Annotated in this window: 14 protein-coding genes; 10 read left to right on the plus strand and 4 right to left on the minus strand. The window is 42.3% G+C overall.

What is annotated here, in order from left to right:
• Window positions 1-181: 181 nt before the first annotated feature.
• A complete protein-coding gene (locus GDZ68_RS13470) occupies window positions 182-1,144 on the plus strand; it encodes a tRNA dihydrouridine synthase (RefSeq protein ID WP_153722830.1) in 963 nt (320 codons plus the stop codon).
• Between the two features lie 62 nt (window positions 1,145-1,206).
• Here the strand turns inward: GDZ68_RS13470 and sdaAA are convergent, their stop codons facing one another.
• A complete protein-coding gene (gene sdaAA, locus GDZ68_RS18360) occupies window positions 1,207-2,784 on the minus strand; it encodes an L-serine ammonia-lyase, iron-sulfur-dependent, subunit alpha (RefSeq protein WP_153722831.1) in 1,578 nt (525 codons plus the stop codon).
• 358 nt (window positions 2,785-3,142) lie between these two features.
• Between sdaAA and GDZ68_RS13480 the strand changes: the two genes are divergently transcribed.
• Window positions 3,143-4,561 carry an MDR family MFS transporter gene (locus GDZ68_RS13480; protein ID WP_228551114.1) on the plus strand — a complete coding sequence of 473 codons (1,419 nt, stop codon included), beginning with the start codon at window positions 3,143-3,145 and terminating at the stop codon, window positions 4,559-4,561.
• 134 nt (window positions 4,562-4,695) lie between these two features.
• Here the strand turns inward: GDZ68_RS13480 and GDZ68_RS13485 are convergent, their stop codons facing one another.
• Together GDZ68_RS13485 and GDZ68_RS13490 are read right to left on the minus strand one after the other, a co-directional pair.
• Complete coding sequence (locus tag GDZ68_RS13485; RefSeq protein ID WP_153722833.1) at window positions 4,696-5,937, minus strand: dicarboxylate/amino acid:cation symporter; 1,242 nt, start codon at window positions 5,935-5,937, stop codon at window positions 4,696-4,698.
• A 133-nt stretch (window positions 5,938-6,070) separates the two neighbouring features.
• Window positions 6,071-6,610: a hypothetical protein gene (locus GDZ68_RS13490; protein WP_153722834.1), complete on the minus strand. Its 540-nt coding sequence runs from the start codon at window positions 6,608-6,610 to the stop codon at window positions 6,071-6,073.
• Between the two features lie 264 nt (window positions 6,611-6,874).
• Here GDZ68_RS13490 and GDZ68_RS13495 point away from each other — a divergent pair, with 264 nt between their 5' ends.
• Window positions 6,875-7,366 (plus strand): STAS domain-containing protein, encoded by a 492-nt coding sequence (locus GDZ68_RS13495; protein ID WP_153722835.1) that lies wholly within the window; start codon window positions 6,875-6,877, stop codon window positions 7,364-7,366.
• Between the two features lie 100 nt (window positions 7,367-7,466).
• Here GDZ68_RS13495 and GDZ68_RS13500 read toward each other — a convergent pair whose 3' ends face one another.
• Window positions 7,467-9,284, minus strand: coding sequence for a sensor domain-containing diguanylate cyclase (locus GDZ68_RS13500; protein WP_228551105.1), 1,818 nt, complete (start codon window positions 9,282-9,284; stop codon window positions 7,467-7,469).
• A gap of 221 nt (window positions 9,285-9,505) precedes the next feature.
• Between GDZ68_RS13500 and GDZ68_RS13505 the strand changes: the two genes are divergently transcribed.
• The 7 genes from GDZ68_RS13505 (at window position 9,506) to GDZ68_RS13535 (ending at window position 16,519) form a co-directional block, all read left to right on the plus strand.
• Window positions 9,506-10,402, plus strand: coding sequence for a 3-hydroxyacyl-CoA dehydrogenase (locus GDZ68_RS13505; RefSeq protein ID WP_153722836.1), 897 nt, complete (start codon window positions 9,506-9,508; stop codon window positions 10,400-10,402).
• A gap of 303 nt (window positions 10,403-10,705) precedes the next feature.
• Window positions 10,706-11,473, plus strand: coding sequence for a class I SAM-dependent methyltransferase (locus GDZ68_RS13510; RefSeq protein WP_153722837.1), 768 nt, complete (start codon window positions 10,706-10,708; stop codon window positions 11,471-11,473).
• 209 nt (window positions 11,474-11,682) lie between these two features.
• Window positions 11,683-12,066, plus strand: a complete 384-nt coding sequence (locus GDZ68_RS13515; protein ID WP_153722838.1) for a DUF3887 domain-containing protein — start codon at window positions 11,683-11,685, stop codon at window positions 12,064-12,066.
• 165 nt (window positions 12,067-12,231) lie between these two features.
• A complete protein-coding gene (locus GDZ68_RS13520) occupies window positions 12,232-12,912 on the plus strand; it encodes a response regulator transcription factor (RefSeq protein ID WP_228551115.1) in 681 nt (226 codons plus the stop codon).
• Window positions 12,913-12,916: 4 nt separating this feature from the next.
• A complete protein-coding gene (locus GDZ68_RS13525; protein WP_153722840.1) occupies window positions 12,917-14,386 on the plus strand; it encodes a sensor histidine kinase in 1,470 nt (489 codons plus the stop codon).
• A 61-nt stretch (window positions 14,387-14,447) separates the two neighbouring features.
• Window positions 14,448-15,557: a hypothetical protein gene (locus GDZ68_RS13530; protein WP_153722841.1), complete on the plus strand. Its 1,110-nt coding sequence runs from the start codon at window positions 14,448-14,450 to the stop codon at window positions 15,555-15,557.
• Window positions 15,558-15,622: 65 nt separating this feature from the next.
• The gene (locus tag GDZ68_RS13535) at window positions 15,623-16,519 is read left to right on the plus strand and encodes a mechanosensitive ion channel family protein (RefSeq protein WP_153722842.1); all 897 of its coding nucleotides are present in this window, start codon (window positions 15,623-15,625) and stop codon (window positions 16,517-16,519) included.
• Window positions 16,520-16,628: the final 109 nt, after the last annotated feature.

Below are 16,628 nucleotides of genomic sequence, written 5' to 3' on the forward strand. Positions count from 1 at the left end.
CAATTGCTATAGAAGAATCTTTTCAATATCAAAATGCCGGCAAATTTCCGAGATAGTGGAATATGCCGGCGTTCTTTTTGTATAATAGTATTACTGGCATCTGCATCAGGTACTTACTGAGCAGAGAATCGAATTTTTTAGTTGCAGATGCAAGTTACTATGAGAGGAATGAAAGTAACCAATGAGTAATAACTTTTGGCGCGATTTACCGCGTCCGTTTTTTATATTAGCACCAATGGAAGATGTCACGGATGTCGTGTTTCGTCATGTTGTGGCGGAAGCGGCAAGGCCTGACGTGTTTTTCACAGAATTTACGAATACGGAAAGTTTCTGTCATCCAGAAGGGATCTTCAGTCTGCGCGGACGTCTGGCGTTTACAGAAGATGAACAGCCGATTGTCGCACATATCTGGGGGGACAAGCCCGAGCACTTCCGTGAAATGAGTATTGGAATGGCGGAAATGGGCTTTAAAGGGCTGGATGTCAATATGGGCTGTCCTGTTCCCAATGTGGCAACGAAAGGAAGGGGGAGCGGATTGATCCGTCATCCCGAAACCGCTGCAGCCATCATTCAGGCCTCAAAAGCGGGAGGGCTGCCTGTCAGTGTCAAGACACGTCTCGGTTATTCGGATGTAGACGAATGGCGCGAATGGCTGACACACGTATTGAAGCAGGATATTGCCAACTTATCGATTCATTTGCGTACCCGCAAGGAAATGAGCCATGCTGATGCGCATTGGGAGCTGATTCCGGAGATTAAGAAACTTCGTGATGAAATAGCGCCAGATACGTTATTGACAATTAACGGAGATATTCCTGATCGCCAAACCGGAATGGAGCTTGTCGAGAAATACGGAGTGGATGGCGTGATGATTGCTCGGGGCGTCTTTACTAATCCTTTTGCTTTTGAAAAGGAAAAGAAAGAGCACAGCAGTGAAGAACTGCTAGATCTTTTGCGCCTGCATCTGGATCTCCACGATAAATATTCAACAGAACTGGAACCGCGACTGTTTAAGCCGCTTCGGCGCTTTTTCAAGATCTATGTAAAAGGTTTCAGGGGAGCCGCTGAATTAAGAAATCAGTTAATGGATACCAATTCAACGGATGAAGTTCGTGAGTTGCTGAAAGAACTGGATTTACAGTAAATAAAAATCAGGTCAAGAGAACAATGCAGAATTGTCTCATGACCTGATTTTTGCCTGCTATCCTATTCTGTTTCAACGAGTAGAATATCATCAATAATCGGAACATCTCGTTTCAGTTCAGCCAGCATCTCTTCGCCGACCTGAGTATCAATCTCACAGATGGTGATGGCAGGGCCGCCAATCGCAAACCGTTCATTCGCCATGCGGGCAATATTAATTCCTTTTTTCGAAAGGATGCCCAACAGATCCGCGATAACGCCTTTTTTGTCAGTGTGAAAGATGATGAGTGCAGGGCGTTCGCCGGAAAACTTCAGCGGGTAGTCATTCAGTTCCTGCACTTCGATTTTACCGCCGCCCAATGAACTGGCGAGAACTTTAACTTTGCGGGTCTGTCCTTTTAATTCGACAAGCACAGAGTTCGGATGATAGCTGCCGAGTACACGGTTTGTGAATTCATACTGCAAGCCTGTCTCTTCTGCACACTCTTTTGCATCTGGAATTCTATCATCCGTTGTCGTAAACCCCATTACGCCGGCAAGGAGTGCCAAGTCGGTGCCATGACCCTGATATGTTTTCGCAAAAGAGCCCATCAAGGAGAACTTCGCGAACAGAGGTTGTTCATTCAGCAATTGGTTAGCAACATTTCCGATTCGGACAGCACCTGCTGTATGCGAACTTGAAGGGCCGATCATCACAGGGCCGATAATTTCATAGGCGCTGTGGTATTTTGCGGGGCCGCTGCTGTTTTCTTCTGCTCCACTTTGGTTTTTCCCGAACACTTCTTCCTTCAGTCTTTTGCCAGTAGGTGTGCCTGCAAGTCCGCCAATACCTGTTTCACGCAGTGATTCAGGCATTTGCTGCCCTACTTCATGCATAACATGGATGACTTCGTCAGGCGGAATGATGCTGACAACACCGGCCATTGCCATGTCTGCTGCAGCTTGTGCGGTAATTGCGTGCAGGCCGTTGCGAATAATACAGGGAATTTCCACCAGCCCGGCGACTGGATCACAGACCAGTCCCAATGAATTTTTCAGGGCAATGCCGATGGCGTGGCCGACCTGCTGCGGAGTTCCGCCTGCAAGTTCCACCAAAGTTCCTGCAGCCATTGCGGTGGCAGATCCCACTTCCGCCTGACATCCTCCGGCGGCGCCTGAAATCGATGCTCTGTTTGCGATGACAAGGCCGAGTGCGGAAGCGGTGAACATGGACAAGACGATCTGCTCCCGCGTGAATTTGCCGCTATCAAGCGCGTGAACCAGAACGGCAGGGAGTATACCCGCGGATCCGGCAGTCGGTGTGGCGACAATTCGTCCCATATTGGCGTTTACTTCTGATACTGCAAATGCGTTGGCCGCGGTGTGTAAAGTTGTGGGATGTACAAAAGACTGTCCTTTTTCTGCATAGTCATGCAGGCGGTGACCGTCTCCGCCTGTCAGTCCGGTTCGTGACATGACAGAGCTTGCTGTGCCCTTGCGTACAGCTTCTTCCATGACTGTAAATTGCTCCGACATTTTATTGATAATTGTTTCTCTCGACAGTCCTTTTTGCTTCAATTCAGACTGGATCATTACTTCATAGATAAATGTCTGCTCCTGTTCAGCAAGCTTTATCAGCTGATCTAAACTTGTGAAAGCCATACGTATTGCTCCTTAGAGAGAACGAATCCTGTGTGGTTTTGATGGAACAGTTCTCAAAGTATTTGATGTGCCGGACAGAGTTCTGTGATGATGTATGGATTTATTTGAAAACGTTTACCTATTATTATTTGATATTCACTATACAATGTCAATCAATCTACGTTATTTGCATGAAATTGATTTCTTGCAGAGTATTCTTGAATAGTGGAATGTATCAGGCAATCCACTGTATAATAACGAAGCTGACATACTTACAATGTCTGGACATTTTTGGGTGTGTACCCCCTTATATGAAAGAGGTTTTTAATTGGAACAGAAACAGTACGAATACTTAGTGGATAACCCGAATGTTAAAGTAATGCCCATCATGTTATCGCTGATTATCGGAGCATTTTTTGCTATATTGAATGAAACATTATTGAATATTGCGCTGGTAACGCTAATGGATCAGTTTGCCATTTCATTGGCAACGGTGCAGTGGATGGCCACTGGCTTTTTGCTGGTCATGGCGATTGTGATTCCCATTTCAGCACTGCTTTTGCAGTGGTTCACGACACGTCAATTATTTCTTAGCACAATGGTTGTATTTACGGTGGGCACGGTCATTTGTGCCAGTGCGCCTACTTTTTCGATTTTATTGACCGGACGGTTGATTCAAGCAGTCGGAACAGGACTTTTAATGCCGATCATATTCAATGTATTTTTATTGATTTATCCGCCTCATCGAAGAGGTAAAATCATGGGGATTATCGGACTTGTCATTATGTTTGCTCCTGCTATCGGGCCGACGCTGTCAGGTGTGATTGTAGAGTATCTGGGCTGGCGTTATTTGTTTATTATGGTGATTCCATTCGCGCTGTTTTCCATTGCGTTTGGCTACAGATTTTTGATTAATGTATCTGAAGTAACGAAGCCGAAAATTGATTTTATTTCATTAATTCTTTCTACCATCGGGTTTGGCTCCATCGTTTATGGATTCAGTTCAGTAGGGGAAAGTGCAGATGGTTTTCAAACGCCCAGCGTCTGGCTGCTGATCAGCCTAGGTGTTGTGGGTATCGCATTGTTCGCCTGGAGACAACTGAAGCTGGAAGAGCCGATAATGGATCTGCGCGTATTCCGTTACCCAATGTTTACACATGCGGTATTCATGTTTTTGATCATTATCATGGCCATGTTCGCATCAGAAATCATCTTGCCCATCTATATGCAGGGACCTCTTGCATTGACGGCAGCAACTGCAGGATTGGTGCTGCTTCCCGGCAGTATCTTAAATGGAATTATGTCGCCTTTCATGGGTTCACTATTCGATAAGTTTGGGCCGCGTGTGCTGATGATTCCGGCAACGTTAGTCTTAAGCGGCACGATGTTTATGATGAGTCAATTAACGGTGAATACACCGGTATGGGTCGTTGTCGTCGGCTATATCTTAATCATGCTGTCAGTTTCTGCTATCATGATGCCCGCCGAAACGAACGGACTGAACCAGCTACCGAAACGGCTCTATCCGCACGGCACAGCCGTTATGTCTACGCTTCAGCCAGTTGCAGGCGCAATTGGGGTATCTGTCTTCATTAGTATCATGAATGCACGCCAACTGCATGTACTTCAGCAATCAGCGGCGCCGGATGATCCTGCTGCGATAAGTCTGGCCTTAGTATCAGGTGTAGAATTGGTATACTTTATTGCATTTGCGATGTCAATTGTAGCAGTTATCCTTTCGTTTATTGTGTATCGTGCAGTCCCGATCGAGGAAAAAGAAAACTCCTCATCGCAATAAGATACCAGGTTTTCATAGACGGTTTTGAACTGCTAGGAGGACCATCTAACGTTACTGCATTCCCATAAACACTCTGAAAACCCCTTCCTCTAATGTTTTAGAAGAAGGGGTTTTATGCTTACGTTTTCCTGTTATTACATCATTTTTGCTCCGTTATTGTCCGGCTCCCCAAGCACCCCTTCCGATTGTGCTACGCAAACTGCACATGCCGCGTCGCCTGTAATATTTACGGCTGTGCGCACCATATCAAGCAGGCGGTCAACTCCCAAAACTAATGCAATTCCTTCCACCGGAAGACCGACAGCTGTCAGTACCATGGCCAGCATAATAAGCCCCGCCCCCGGCACAGCAGCTGTTCCGATGCTTGCAAGCACTGCAGTCAGGATAACGATCAGCAACTGTCCCGTCGACAAATCGATGCTGTAGGCCTGCGCGATAAAAATAACGGCTGCCCCCTGCATTATTGCAGTGCCGTCCATATTGATCGTGGCACCGAGCGACTGTGTGAATGAACTAATGGACTCCGGCACCTTCAACTTTTCCTGAGCCGTTTTTAATGAAATAGGAAGTGTCGCAGCTGAACTCGATGTACTGAAAGCGACCACTTGTGCAGGAAAGAAATTCTTAAAGAACCAGACAGGGCTGCGTTTTCCGAGCAGCGCGACGGCACCGCCGTATATCAGAATAGAATGAATGAACAGACCGCCGAGGACAACGCCCATATACATGCCCATGGCCCTGAGTGCGTCGAAACCCTGACTGCCGATAGCGGAAGCGATCAAGCCAAACGCCCCGTATGGCGCAAATTTCATTACGAAGGTGATCAGGTACATGATCAATTCATTGGCTTGCTCGAATAAAACTTTCACTTTTCCGACTTTCTTGCCGAGCATGGCAATACCGAAACCTACCAGTGCTGCAAAGAATATAATCTGAAGCATATTGCCTTCAGCCATGGCTGTGATAGGGTTTGTCGGGATAATGCCTAATAAAGTGTCTGCAATCGGCGGGGCTTCCTGTGCTTCATAAACGGCAGTGGAAGTCTCGAAATTACCGCTTGCTCCAGGCTTAAACAGCAGTCCAAGCGAAAGGGCGATCACAAGCGCTATGGCAGTCGTGATGAGGAAGAAACCAATGGTCTTTCCTCCAATTCGACCCAGCTTTTTTGGATCACCGATGCCAATCGTTCCAAGTGCAATCGAGATAAAGACGACTGGTACCACGAGCATTTTCATGAGATTCAAGAAGATTGTACCTAATGGCTTAAATATAAATGCATCAGCTTTTAAAAATAGACCGGGTGCAAAGAGATTCAAGATCAGACCGACGAAAACACCTGCAACGAGAGCGATGATGATATTTCTTGCCAGTTTCATAAAATCCCTCCTTGATCAATTGTATTCAACTGATATCAAGAAGATGAAAGCGCTTACCAGGTTTTATTCGACAAAATAGCCGTGCAGGCAGTATATATTGCAATCCATAACATGACCGCAGTAGTTTTTTCCGTTATTGCAAAGGGGATTCTGCAGTTCTGCGATTGCCGGCAGTAATTATAAGGCAGGCGATCCAGGCTGTCAGTGTAACGATGCTGATCATGAGTAAGCCGATGAAAGCCATAAATTGGTCCTGCTCCGGACTGTCAGCAGACAATGTAAGCATGCGGTAGACGCAGCCGCTGCACAGCAAAAAGTAGAAACTGCTGCCAAGCACCGCCATAAACAAACGTCCTTTTCTGTCCTTAATATCCGCATGTCCGATTGAAATCCAACAATACAAACTGGCGATTACAGCTAAAAGCATGATGACGAGATGGAGAAATGGAACCGATAAGTATGTAGTTCCGTATAGTGATAGTCCGGCTATTCCAAAAAGTAATGCGTTCAGTAAAAATAAAAACAACCCGCTCCATCCTGCATGTTGGAACCAGACAACTTTAGACAGACTTCGTGTCATCAGATTGTCATCCGGAACCAAACGCAGCAGCAAGGATTTAAATAATAATAATAGCATCAAAATTAAAAAACCCGCCAGTAGAATAATTGACAATCGTATCGAACTCCTTCTTCAATATGCTCATTGAACTGACGTAGTAATGTGTTAAAAGTTGCTGGCCGATCACTTGTTAGTCGTTAAGAATAATAGATCATGTCAGAGTGGAAAACTAACTTCCAAATGGTTATGAAATACTGGCATAGACTGTTATATAATGGTCACCGACCTATCTTTACATACTTGTAATTACAATTCATATGGTATACTTAAACAATAAAACACTCGAACACAGGATATGATAAGAAAAGGTGGAGCACTATGACGATTGATGAAAAAAGTCAAACAGCAGAGATCAACGAGTTGAAAGATAAGATAAAACTATATGAAAAACTGATTGAAGATTTATCTGCACCGATTATTCCTTCCATTGTACCGGAAACAATTTTAGTTCCACTGACTGGAGCGCTTTCTGTTGAGCGTTTTATGCATGTCCAAGATAAAATCGTTAAAACAATCGGGGACAATATAGTGAATACAGTAGTCATTGATTTTACTGACATCAGCACACTCGCTATTGAAGAAAATATGGGATATGAGCTGTTAAGTGAAAAAATTGATGAGTTGATCAATGTGCTGAGACTGATGGGCACTGAAACAATCTTTGTAGGTTTTTCACCGGCTTTCGCACAAAATTTAATTCTGTCTAATGTCTCAGGATTTGGTAAGATTCAGGCATTTACTACATTCCGGATGAGTTTGCAATATCTGCTGGCTCAAAAAGGTATGGAAATTGTTTCAATAAAGAAGTAAAAACAGCTTCACTTCAAACGGCATCTTTGAAGTGAAGCTGTTTTTAATTTGGGGGATCGTATTTTAAAGTGCAGACAATGCTATAACAGCTTTCTGATTACTAACCCAGATTCTTTTCGTCATTCATCATCTTAATAAATTCTACGCGGTTTCTGCCTTTTTCCTTCGCTTTATACAGCGCGTTGTCACACCTTGATATTATCGTATTTGGCGTATCACCGGGAATGTAGGAAGCGACACCAAAGCTTGCTGTTTTCTTGCCTACGTCTACAAAATGATAATCTGCTAATTTTTCACGTGTCTTCTCAGCAAGTTGCAGAGCTTCTTCCAATGTAGTGGAGGGACAAATGACTAAAAATTCTTCTCCACCCCAGCGTCCCAATGTATCTGAGCCATTGACCGATGATTTGAATAATTTCGCTGCTTCCACTAATACATAATCGCCGATCTGATGACCGAATGTATCATTAACATTTTTAAAGTAATCGATATCAATTAATACGATGGAAAATGGCAAACCTTCCTTTGCTGCTCTTTCAAATTCACGGTCTAATACGTGATCCAGCAAAACACGGTTAGGTATTTGAGTGAGCCGGTCAGTATTTGCCAGATGTTCTAATTCAATTTGTATACGTTCGAGCTGTATTGTTCGCTCCAGTACTTTCTTTTCAAGTGTTTCATTTAACTCTTCCTGTGTCTGTTGATTTTCTTTAATGATCAAGCTGATTTTATCCACCAGAGCCAGTGATAAGATTAATGATTCAAACATTGCGCTGTAGGCAGGGATTTCTTCGAAAACTGCCAAAGTTAATGGAAGGATATCCAACATGACTAAAGCTTGAATTATCATAGATCCCAATAAAACGCTCCAGCCCAGCATATAAAATCGGGCAGACTTATGACCTTTCCATAATAAGCGAAATCCAGAAATCCAAAGAAAGATCAGTACGAAAAGCGAAAATGTTGTGATGAATAAATCGGAATAGTATTGACTGAATCCAGAAAACAAGCCGATTGTCGATAGGATTGATATAACTATTGCCATATTTAACAGTCTGTTGCTTTTAGGCAGGTGTTGCTTTAATTCAAGGAATTCTTTCCCGAATAAAATCATAAAGACAATCATGATGTTGCAACTGAGAGCAAGCGTTTTTGTCAACAGCCATGCAGGAAGAACATGACCCAGTAACTCCACGTCAAAAGAGTTCATGGTTCCTTGGAATAGCATAAAGCTGAACATATAGAGAGTGTAGTATAAATAAGATCGTTCTTTGAAAGAAAAATATAAGAATAAATTGTACAGGGACAAAGCCAGTAAGAAGCCGTAGAAACTGCCAGAGTAAAATTTGTATGAGACAACATTTTCAATGAAGCTATTATTAGAATATAGTTTTGTAAAAATAGTCAATGGCAACTGGCCATCTAACTTTAAATAAATTTCTTTTATAGAAGGATCATCCATGCTAAAAAGGAAAGAGGGGTAGTTGACACTCTGTTCTTCTAAATTGTATAGTCCGCTTTCTTGCAGATCATAAGAGCCGTCTTCTTTCACCGAATAAACAGTCAGGAACTCGATCTTATCGTTGTATTCCAACCAATACAGTTGCTCTTTATCCTGAATAATTTCATCGGCATTCAGCCTGAGCCAGATAGTGTCATCTGTATGAAAGATGGACAAATATTTTTCTGTACTAGCCGTAAATGAAGTGTCGTATTGTCCTGATATCAAATCATCGATAGTAATGTTGTTTGTGGGGTCCCGCAGAATATCATAATATGTTCCTAGCTCAAGGGTCTCTGCAGAAACCTTTTCATTACTTGTGCTGCTTACAGGTACATAAAAGAAGAAGGTGAAAACAAATAAAGTAATACATGAGAGAAGTACAGGATTTCTGGCTAGTTTTATACACATAGGCATGATTCATCCCCGCTCTCTGTAACGTTTTATATTTTCATTATCGTACCACGAAGCGAGCTGTAAGTTAATCTTTTTTGGTTAATTTATCCTACTATAATGAGTGGGTGAAAAGTTTTGCTGTACATTTAGAATTTATTCAAGCTAAAATGATTTTAATATAATAAATTAGGGTATACAATGAAGCAGAAGGGTACTATCCAATTTATTAAGGAGATGGAACTATGAATTTCAAAAACATAACAGTTGCTGGCAGCGGTGTGCTCGGAAGTCAAATCGCATTTCAGACTGCGTATAAGGGATTTAATGTGAGTGTCTACGATATTAGCGACGAGGCACTCGCTAAAGCGAAAGAGCGAATTACTAATTTAAAGCCCTATTACCAAAAAGATTTAGGAACAACGGACGAAGAGTTTGAAGAAGGTTTCAAGAGATTATCATTTTACAGCAATCTTGGCGAAGCGGTGAAGGATGCAGATCTGGTTATCGAAGCTATTCCTGAAGTAACAAAGATCAAGACGCCGTTTTATGAAGAACTTGGAAAAGTTGCGCCTGAAAAAACGTTATTTGTGACGAACTCTTCTACCTTGCTGCCGAGTCAATTTGCAGAGGCGACTGGCCGTCCCGGAAAATTCCTGGCACTGCATTTTGCCAATGAAATCTGGAAGAACAATACTGCGGAAGTAATGAAGCATCCTGGAACTGAACAGGCCAACTTTGATCATGTCATGGAATTCGCAAAGGCAATCGGAATGGTAGCACTGCCTCTTCAAAAAGAGCAGCCCGGCTACATTTTGAATTCATTGCTCGTTCCTTTTTTAGATGCAGCAGAGTTATTGCTTGTGAAAGAAGTATCTGACGCGCATACAATCGATAAAACGTGGATGATTGCGACAGGTGCACCGATGGGTCCGTTCGCAATTCTGGATGTCGTCGGTATCACGACTGCCTACAATATTGTGCAGACAAAAGCGGAAGCAACTGGCAAGGAGGAGTTCAAGCAGCTTGTCGAGCTGTTGAAAACGGAGTATATCGATAAAGGCAAGCTTGGACGTGAAACAGGGGAAGGTTTCTATAAATATCCGAACCCCGCTTTTATGGAGAAGGATTTCCTGAAGTAATTTATAATGCATTGAAAAAATTAAATTGATTAACCCCTCTTTCATCTGCTTTGGATGCGAGAGGGGTTTTTTTTGCTGCCAGCGCATTCAATGGTACTTCATTCGCAATTGACGAAAATTCAGATTTTTTAATTCAACTTATATAGTTATGATAGAATGACTATATTAATGCTGAAAGTGAGTGATGATAATGATAATGGATATAGCATGCAAGAATTCAGAAATTATAGAGGTGAAGAAAGGATAAATAATCCTGTCTGACAACCTCTTTTTTCGTAAAACAGAACACGGAGGTTATGGAGTATGTCTTTTAGTTATTATGGAGAACTGTGCACGGAAGTTTATGATGTAACGAAACCTGTCGGCCATTCTTTTGGTAATGAAATCAGTTATTACAAAGAGAGGCTTGCTGATAGTAAAGGACGCATTTTAGAAGCGATGGTTGGATCAGGGCGAGTGATGATCCCTCTTCTCGAGGCAGGTTTTCGTATTGAGGGAGCAGATTATTCTCAGGATATGCTGGCTCTATGTCGAAAGCGATGCAAGGAGCGCAAATTAACACCCACATTATATGAAGCTGATTTGCTGAATCTTTCATTGCCCCATGAATATAGCGCTATCATTATTCCGGCAGGCTCTTTCCAATTGATTGAAAAGCGTGAGGATGCTGTGAAGGTGCTAAAGAATTTATATGAACATCTTCTGCCGGGAGGGAAGCTGATGCTGGACTTATTCCTGCCCGAATTTTCATTTGAGCAAACAGGGAAATTTTCAGGAACATCTTTATTTTCTTTGCCAAATGGAGATACTATCACTTTAGAAGAAAAATTAATGGAAGCTGATCTGTTCAATCAACAGAAAATTTCTCATTTGAAGTATGAAAAGTGGCGTGAAGGCCGATTGATTCAAACAGAATTACAGCGTTTTGCTTTACGCTGGTATGGCGTGGAGGAGTTCAGACTTGTCCTCCAAAGTATCGGATTTACTGACATCACTGTTTCAGCGGATTTCCAGTATGGAACGCCACCGTCAAATCACAAGCAGACCTATACATTTGAAGCTGTAAAGTAACGGAAAGCACCTGATTCTTGATAGTCTCAGGTGTTTTCTTTCTATATGAATGTAGTCTTACATGATGTGCATTAGTAAGTCATGTAAGCTGTGCTATTATGGAAAAAAACCATACAAAATGGAGAAGCGTGAAAAGAGAAGGTGACTTAGCTTTTTCGAAAGAAAATGTCCGAAATTAGTTTGGCGGTTTCTGAAAGAGAGGAAGTAGTATGATGAAGAAAATGGCTGTACTTGTGGCGGTAACTGTTTTGCTGCTGGCAGGCTGCGGTAAAAACAAAGTAGATGAATCTACTGTAGAAGCTCATATCAAGAGGTCTAAAGAAGCTGTTACGTTATTAAATGAAGAAAACTTTGATGAACTGCGTGCAATGTTTGATGAGACGATGAAAGATGCACTGACAGTAGAGCAGCTGCAGCAGACTGTCGATGTTCTAAAGGAATCAGGCGAGTTTTCAAGCTTTGGAGATGCCTCTGTCAGTAAGCGGGAAAGCTATTTTGTTGTAATACTTCCAGCAGAATATACAAAAGACAAGCGTGTGTATGAAATTACATTCGATGATCAGCAGCGATTGGCTGCCTTGTATGTGAAGTGATAAAAATAATGAATATAAAGTGTCTGGTCTGCAATCCATTTGATGTTCATTGCAGGTTAGGCATTTTTTGTTCTGAATTCACATAACCAGCAACATCTTGGCAACAACTTTCTAGTAAACTGGAGTAAACGTACTGTAAGAATAAAGGGGATTGAAACGATGGAGATCGATCGAACGATTTTGATCATTGAGGATGAAGAATCCATATTGGATATTCTTGCATATGCACTTCGCAGGGAAGGATTTCGTGTGCATGGCGCAGCGACAGGTCAGGAGGGGCTTCATCTGTTTGACGGGATTACGCCGGATTTGGTCATTCTTGATTTGATGCTGCCGGATATGACTGGGTTTGATATTTGTAAAAAAATCACAGCGGCAAGTAATGTGCCGATTCTTATGCTGACTGCAAGGGATGATATCGTGGATAAAATCATCGGCCTTGAACTTGGGGCAGATGATTATATGACCAAGCCTTTTGATGTGCGGGAAGTGATAGCCCGTGTCAAGGTGCTACTTCGGCGTCAAGAGAGAGTATCACGGTCCTCGTACTTGAATGTTAATGAACAGATCCAAATCGAACCTCGTTCTCATACGGTTTTGAAGGATGGACAGGCTGTGGCCCTGAAGCCGAAAGAATATGAGTTGCTGCTTTTATTTGCGCAGAACAGAAACCAGGTGTTTTCCCGGGAAGAAATTCTCGATACCGTTTGGGATTTTTCATATGACGGCGATATTCGAACGGTCGATGTCCATGTGCAGCGAGTGAGAAAAAAGCTGAATGACCCTCGCTTCCCATCCGTGATTGAAACGGTTTTTGGTATCGGATACAAGATGAGGGGAGAGTAAGCGAATGAAATGGACTATCCGAAAGAAATTCCTCATCGGCTATTTTATCTTGTTTACTCTCGCCGCATTTTTTGTGCAACAGATTATGAAAGATTCATTGGAAGCGAACAGTCAGGCGCTGATTGAGAGTGATATGGCAAAACTGCAGCATACAACACGGGAATACAGTAAGCAGTTTGTCCAGATTCACTCAGCTCAAAATAATTTGATAACGGAGTACGGCAGCCGGATTGCTCAGGAGTTGAGCAAATTACAGAAACAAAGCGTGGCGCTCTACGGTCCAGATGGGAGTTTCATCTATGAGACGGTTCCGGTTGATCAGCCGCTGCTTATAGAGAACCAGGTATATCAAACGAATAGTCAGGAAGCAGATTATCCTGAATTGAAGGCAGCATTTGCAAACCAAGCGTCATTTACACAGCAAGATACAGATAAAGGAACGTTGATTTATTTTGCTTATCCTTTATATATCCAAGATGAATTTATTGGTGTTCTTCGTTTTACAGCAGATTACACGGATCTTTTTGAACGGAATGAAAGTGTCGTGAGAAGTTTTACTGTCCTCATCATTTCACTATTTATCGGAGTCTTTTTAATTTCATTCGTGATTACAACGCAGATCACGAAGCCTCTGACCCGGTTGACGAAAGCAACAAAGCAAGTAGCAGAGAGGAATTACCACACAAAAGTGCGCGTGAATTCAAAAGATGAACTCGCAGAGCTAGCGGTCAGCTTCAATGAAATGCAGCATCATATTGAACAGCATATTGAAAGAGTCGAAGAAGAGAAAGACAAAGTTCTGTTGCTTGAGAAGACGCGTACTTCATTTTTCAATAATGTTACACATGAACTGAAAACTCCCCTGGCTACGATCTCTGGCTACGCACAGATCATTGGTGAACCGAACTTTAATGATCCTGATTTTTTACATAAAGCGACGGAAAAAATTAGGATGGAAAGTGAACGGATGAATCGGATGGTGATCGATCTAATTGAACTGTCGAAAAGTGAGTCAGATATCGTTAGAAGAGAGCAGAAGCCAATCCATATATTGCCGCTGGTTTCTTCAATTTGTGAAGATCTGAGCATCAAAGCTAAACAACAACAGACTGCAATTAATATAGAAGGCAAAGGTTTTATCGTCCTTGGAAATCAGGATGAGCTTCGGCAAATTTTCATTAATGTGATGGATAACGCAGTTAAATACAGCAGTCCGGGTACGCCTATAGTTGTAAAGTTTTCTGAAACGGCGGTCACAGTCAGAAACGCATGCCAGCCAGTACCTGAAAAAATTGCAACGCATGTCTTTGAGCCGTTTATTCACACGAAAGGACTCGGCAGCAGCGGGCTTGGACTAACGATTTCCAAGCAGTTGACGGAAAGGCATGGCGGAACGATTTCTTTTGAGGATCAGGGAGGAATAGTGGATGTTTCAATTGTTTTTCCACAATGGCAACAAGACGGCAACAAGTGAGGAAAGATTGGCAATATCCTTTGTGTAAGCTGTTGTTATACACAAAGAGGAGGAAGAAAATATGAATGGTAAAACAGGTAAAGGACTGCTGTTGGTTGCTGCAATGAGTTTGCTTGCGGGAGGATGTTCCATGCCGGGAGAAGCAAAAATGCAGGGAACGACGGTTGTAATCAATGAAGACGTGAAATTAGAAAGTGCGCTGGCTGACGGAAGCTTGGAGGTTGAAAGGCAGCCGGATATTGAAGTGGTGAAAAGAATCTCTCATGCACCCTTTAATCAGCCTATCAACAAAGACGTGGTCACATACAATGAAAACGGTCTGCTGTATTCATTGGATTTATCGCAGGGGACCGAAAAGAAAGTAGCGGATCGTGAAGCATTTATGGTTTCAGAGAATGGAAAATGGGCACTTTCTTATGATGATAAAGCGCGAGAAGTATATGCCCATAATCTGCAAAATGGAGACGAAAAGTTGCTAAAAAACGCTGGACCGGATGAAATCTTATTTGTAGAGGAAGACATTTTCTATTATCACTATAAAAAAGAGATGATTGTCCGGTTTGATCCCGAAATCAATCAGAGTCAGACATGGGGGATGAGCGGATTTCAAGATTATGTACTGAATTATATAGAGAAAGAAAATGGCGTCTATTATATTGTTGCGAGCAGTGAAAAAGATGGTTATGGAATCTATCGACTTCAGGAAGACGGTACGATTAAAAATGTATTTAGTTTCCAAGGAGAGGGAAAAGAAATGAGCAATTTTTCAAGACTTCAAGATGGTTCTTTTCTTTTTGAAGGAATGATCGATAGTGAATTGGGGATTTTTTATTGGGATAAGCAAACTAAACATGTGGAAAAGCTATTGGCGGGCGGTGAGGATGAAGAAGGTAAGTGGAACAGTACTTACAAACTTTCGCCTGATGAAAGAAAAATTCTGTATGATACGCCCGTGCAAGTTGGCGGCGAGTACCGATCCAATGTCTATATGGCGGAACTGGTGGACGGAAAACTGGTCAATAGCACGCGGATTATGGAAAACGTGGACAAGTATGGCGTGATTTCATACTCGGGGGGCTGGAGCGCGGACTCTAAAACGGCCTATGTGAAAACAAGTTTGGGAAAGGAAGATATCGTAGGAAACATCGCGGTATTTCAGGTGAAAGAATAGCAAAACCCTGTAAATTTGAATTTCAGGTTATACTAATGGCAAACAGTAAATAGAGGTGTTCAGCCATGCCAGAATTTTTAACAGAGTATTTTTCAGGACTTGCGGATGGTCTTTCTTCTACATTGAAGACACCGGGTGCTTATTTGAATAAAATAGCGCTGTCCGCTGTAATTCTCTTGATTGGGCTATTTCTGCATTCAGTGTGTAAAAAAATGATTACAAGCAATGTCCATGACATGAAACGGAGATATCAGCTTCGCAAGGCGACTAAACAAGGTATCCTAACATTGACTGTCATTGCCGTCCTATTCATTTGGGTGCAAGCAATTAACGCCCTAATATTGATCTCTCTATTGATCGGCGTGTTTGTCGTTTTCATGGTCAGGGGAATGACGACTAATATTATTGGATACTTTGTGATGAAGTATCAACAGTATCTGGAAGTAGGGCATCGCATTGAAATTAATGGAATAATCGGTGATGTCATTGATATCAATCCAGTATTTATCAAGTTGCTGGAAGTGCGTAATAATTTATCTTCCGACTCTCATACGGGCCGTCTAATCAAACTGCCAAACAGTATTATTTTCGATGAATCAATGAAGCTGATTGGTGTGAAGAACGAATTTCTGTGGCATGAAATTAAATACACTCTTGCATTTGACAGCGATTGGCAAGCGGCTGAAAAAATCATGACAGATGCAGGCAACAGGTACTTTGAGGAAATGCTGGTACCGTTGATTGGAAAAAACTTTACCCTATCCGAAGAAAAGGAAAGATTACAGCCGGTGTTTTCAGTGGATACAAATGATGCGGGCATTATATTGACTCTTCGATATGCAGCAGATTATAGAAATGGTACAAGTATGAAGACCGCTCTGCAGCGAGAAATGCTCGCTAAAATCAGCGAAAATGAACGGATTGCATTTGCATCGTTTGATGTGCGGATTTTTCCGGAGTAAGACTTAGCTAAAATACACCGCATCCTCATTTGCCAGACGCTGTCTGACGAGAGGGTGCGGTTTTTGATTCATGTCTCGCTGAAATAAAAGATATGTGTTAGAAGTTACA

Origin of the sequence: Sporosarcina cascadiensis (assembly GCF_009650995.1) — a bacterium.
Taxonomy (GTDB): domain Bacteria; phylum Bacillota; class Bacilli; order Bacillales_A; family Planococcaceae; genus Sporosarcina; species Sporosarcina cascadiensis.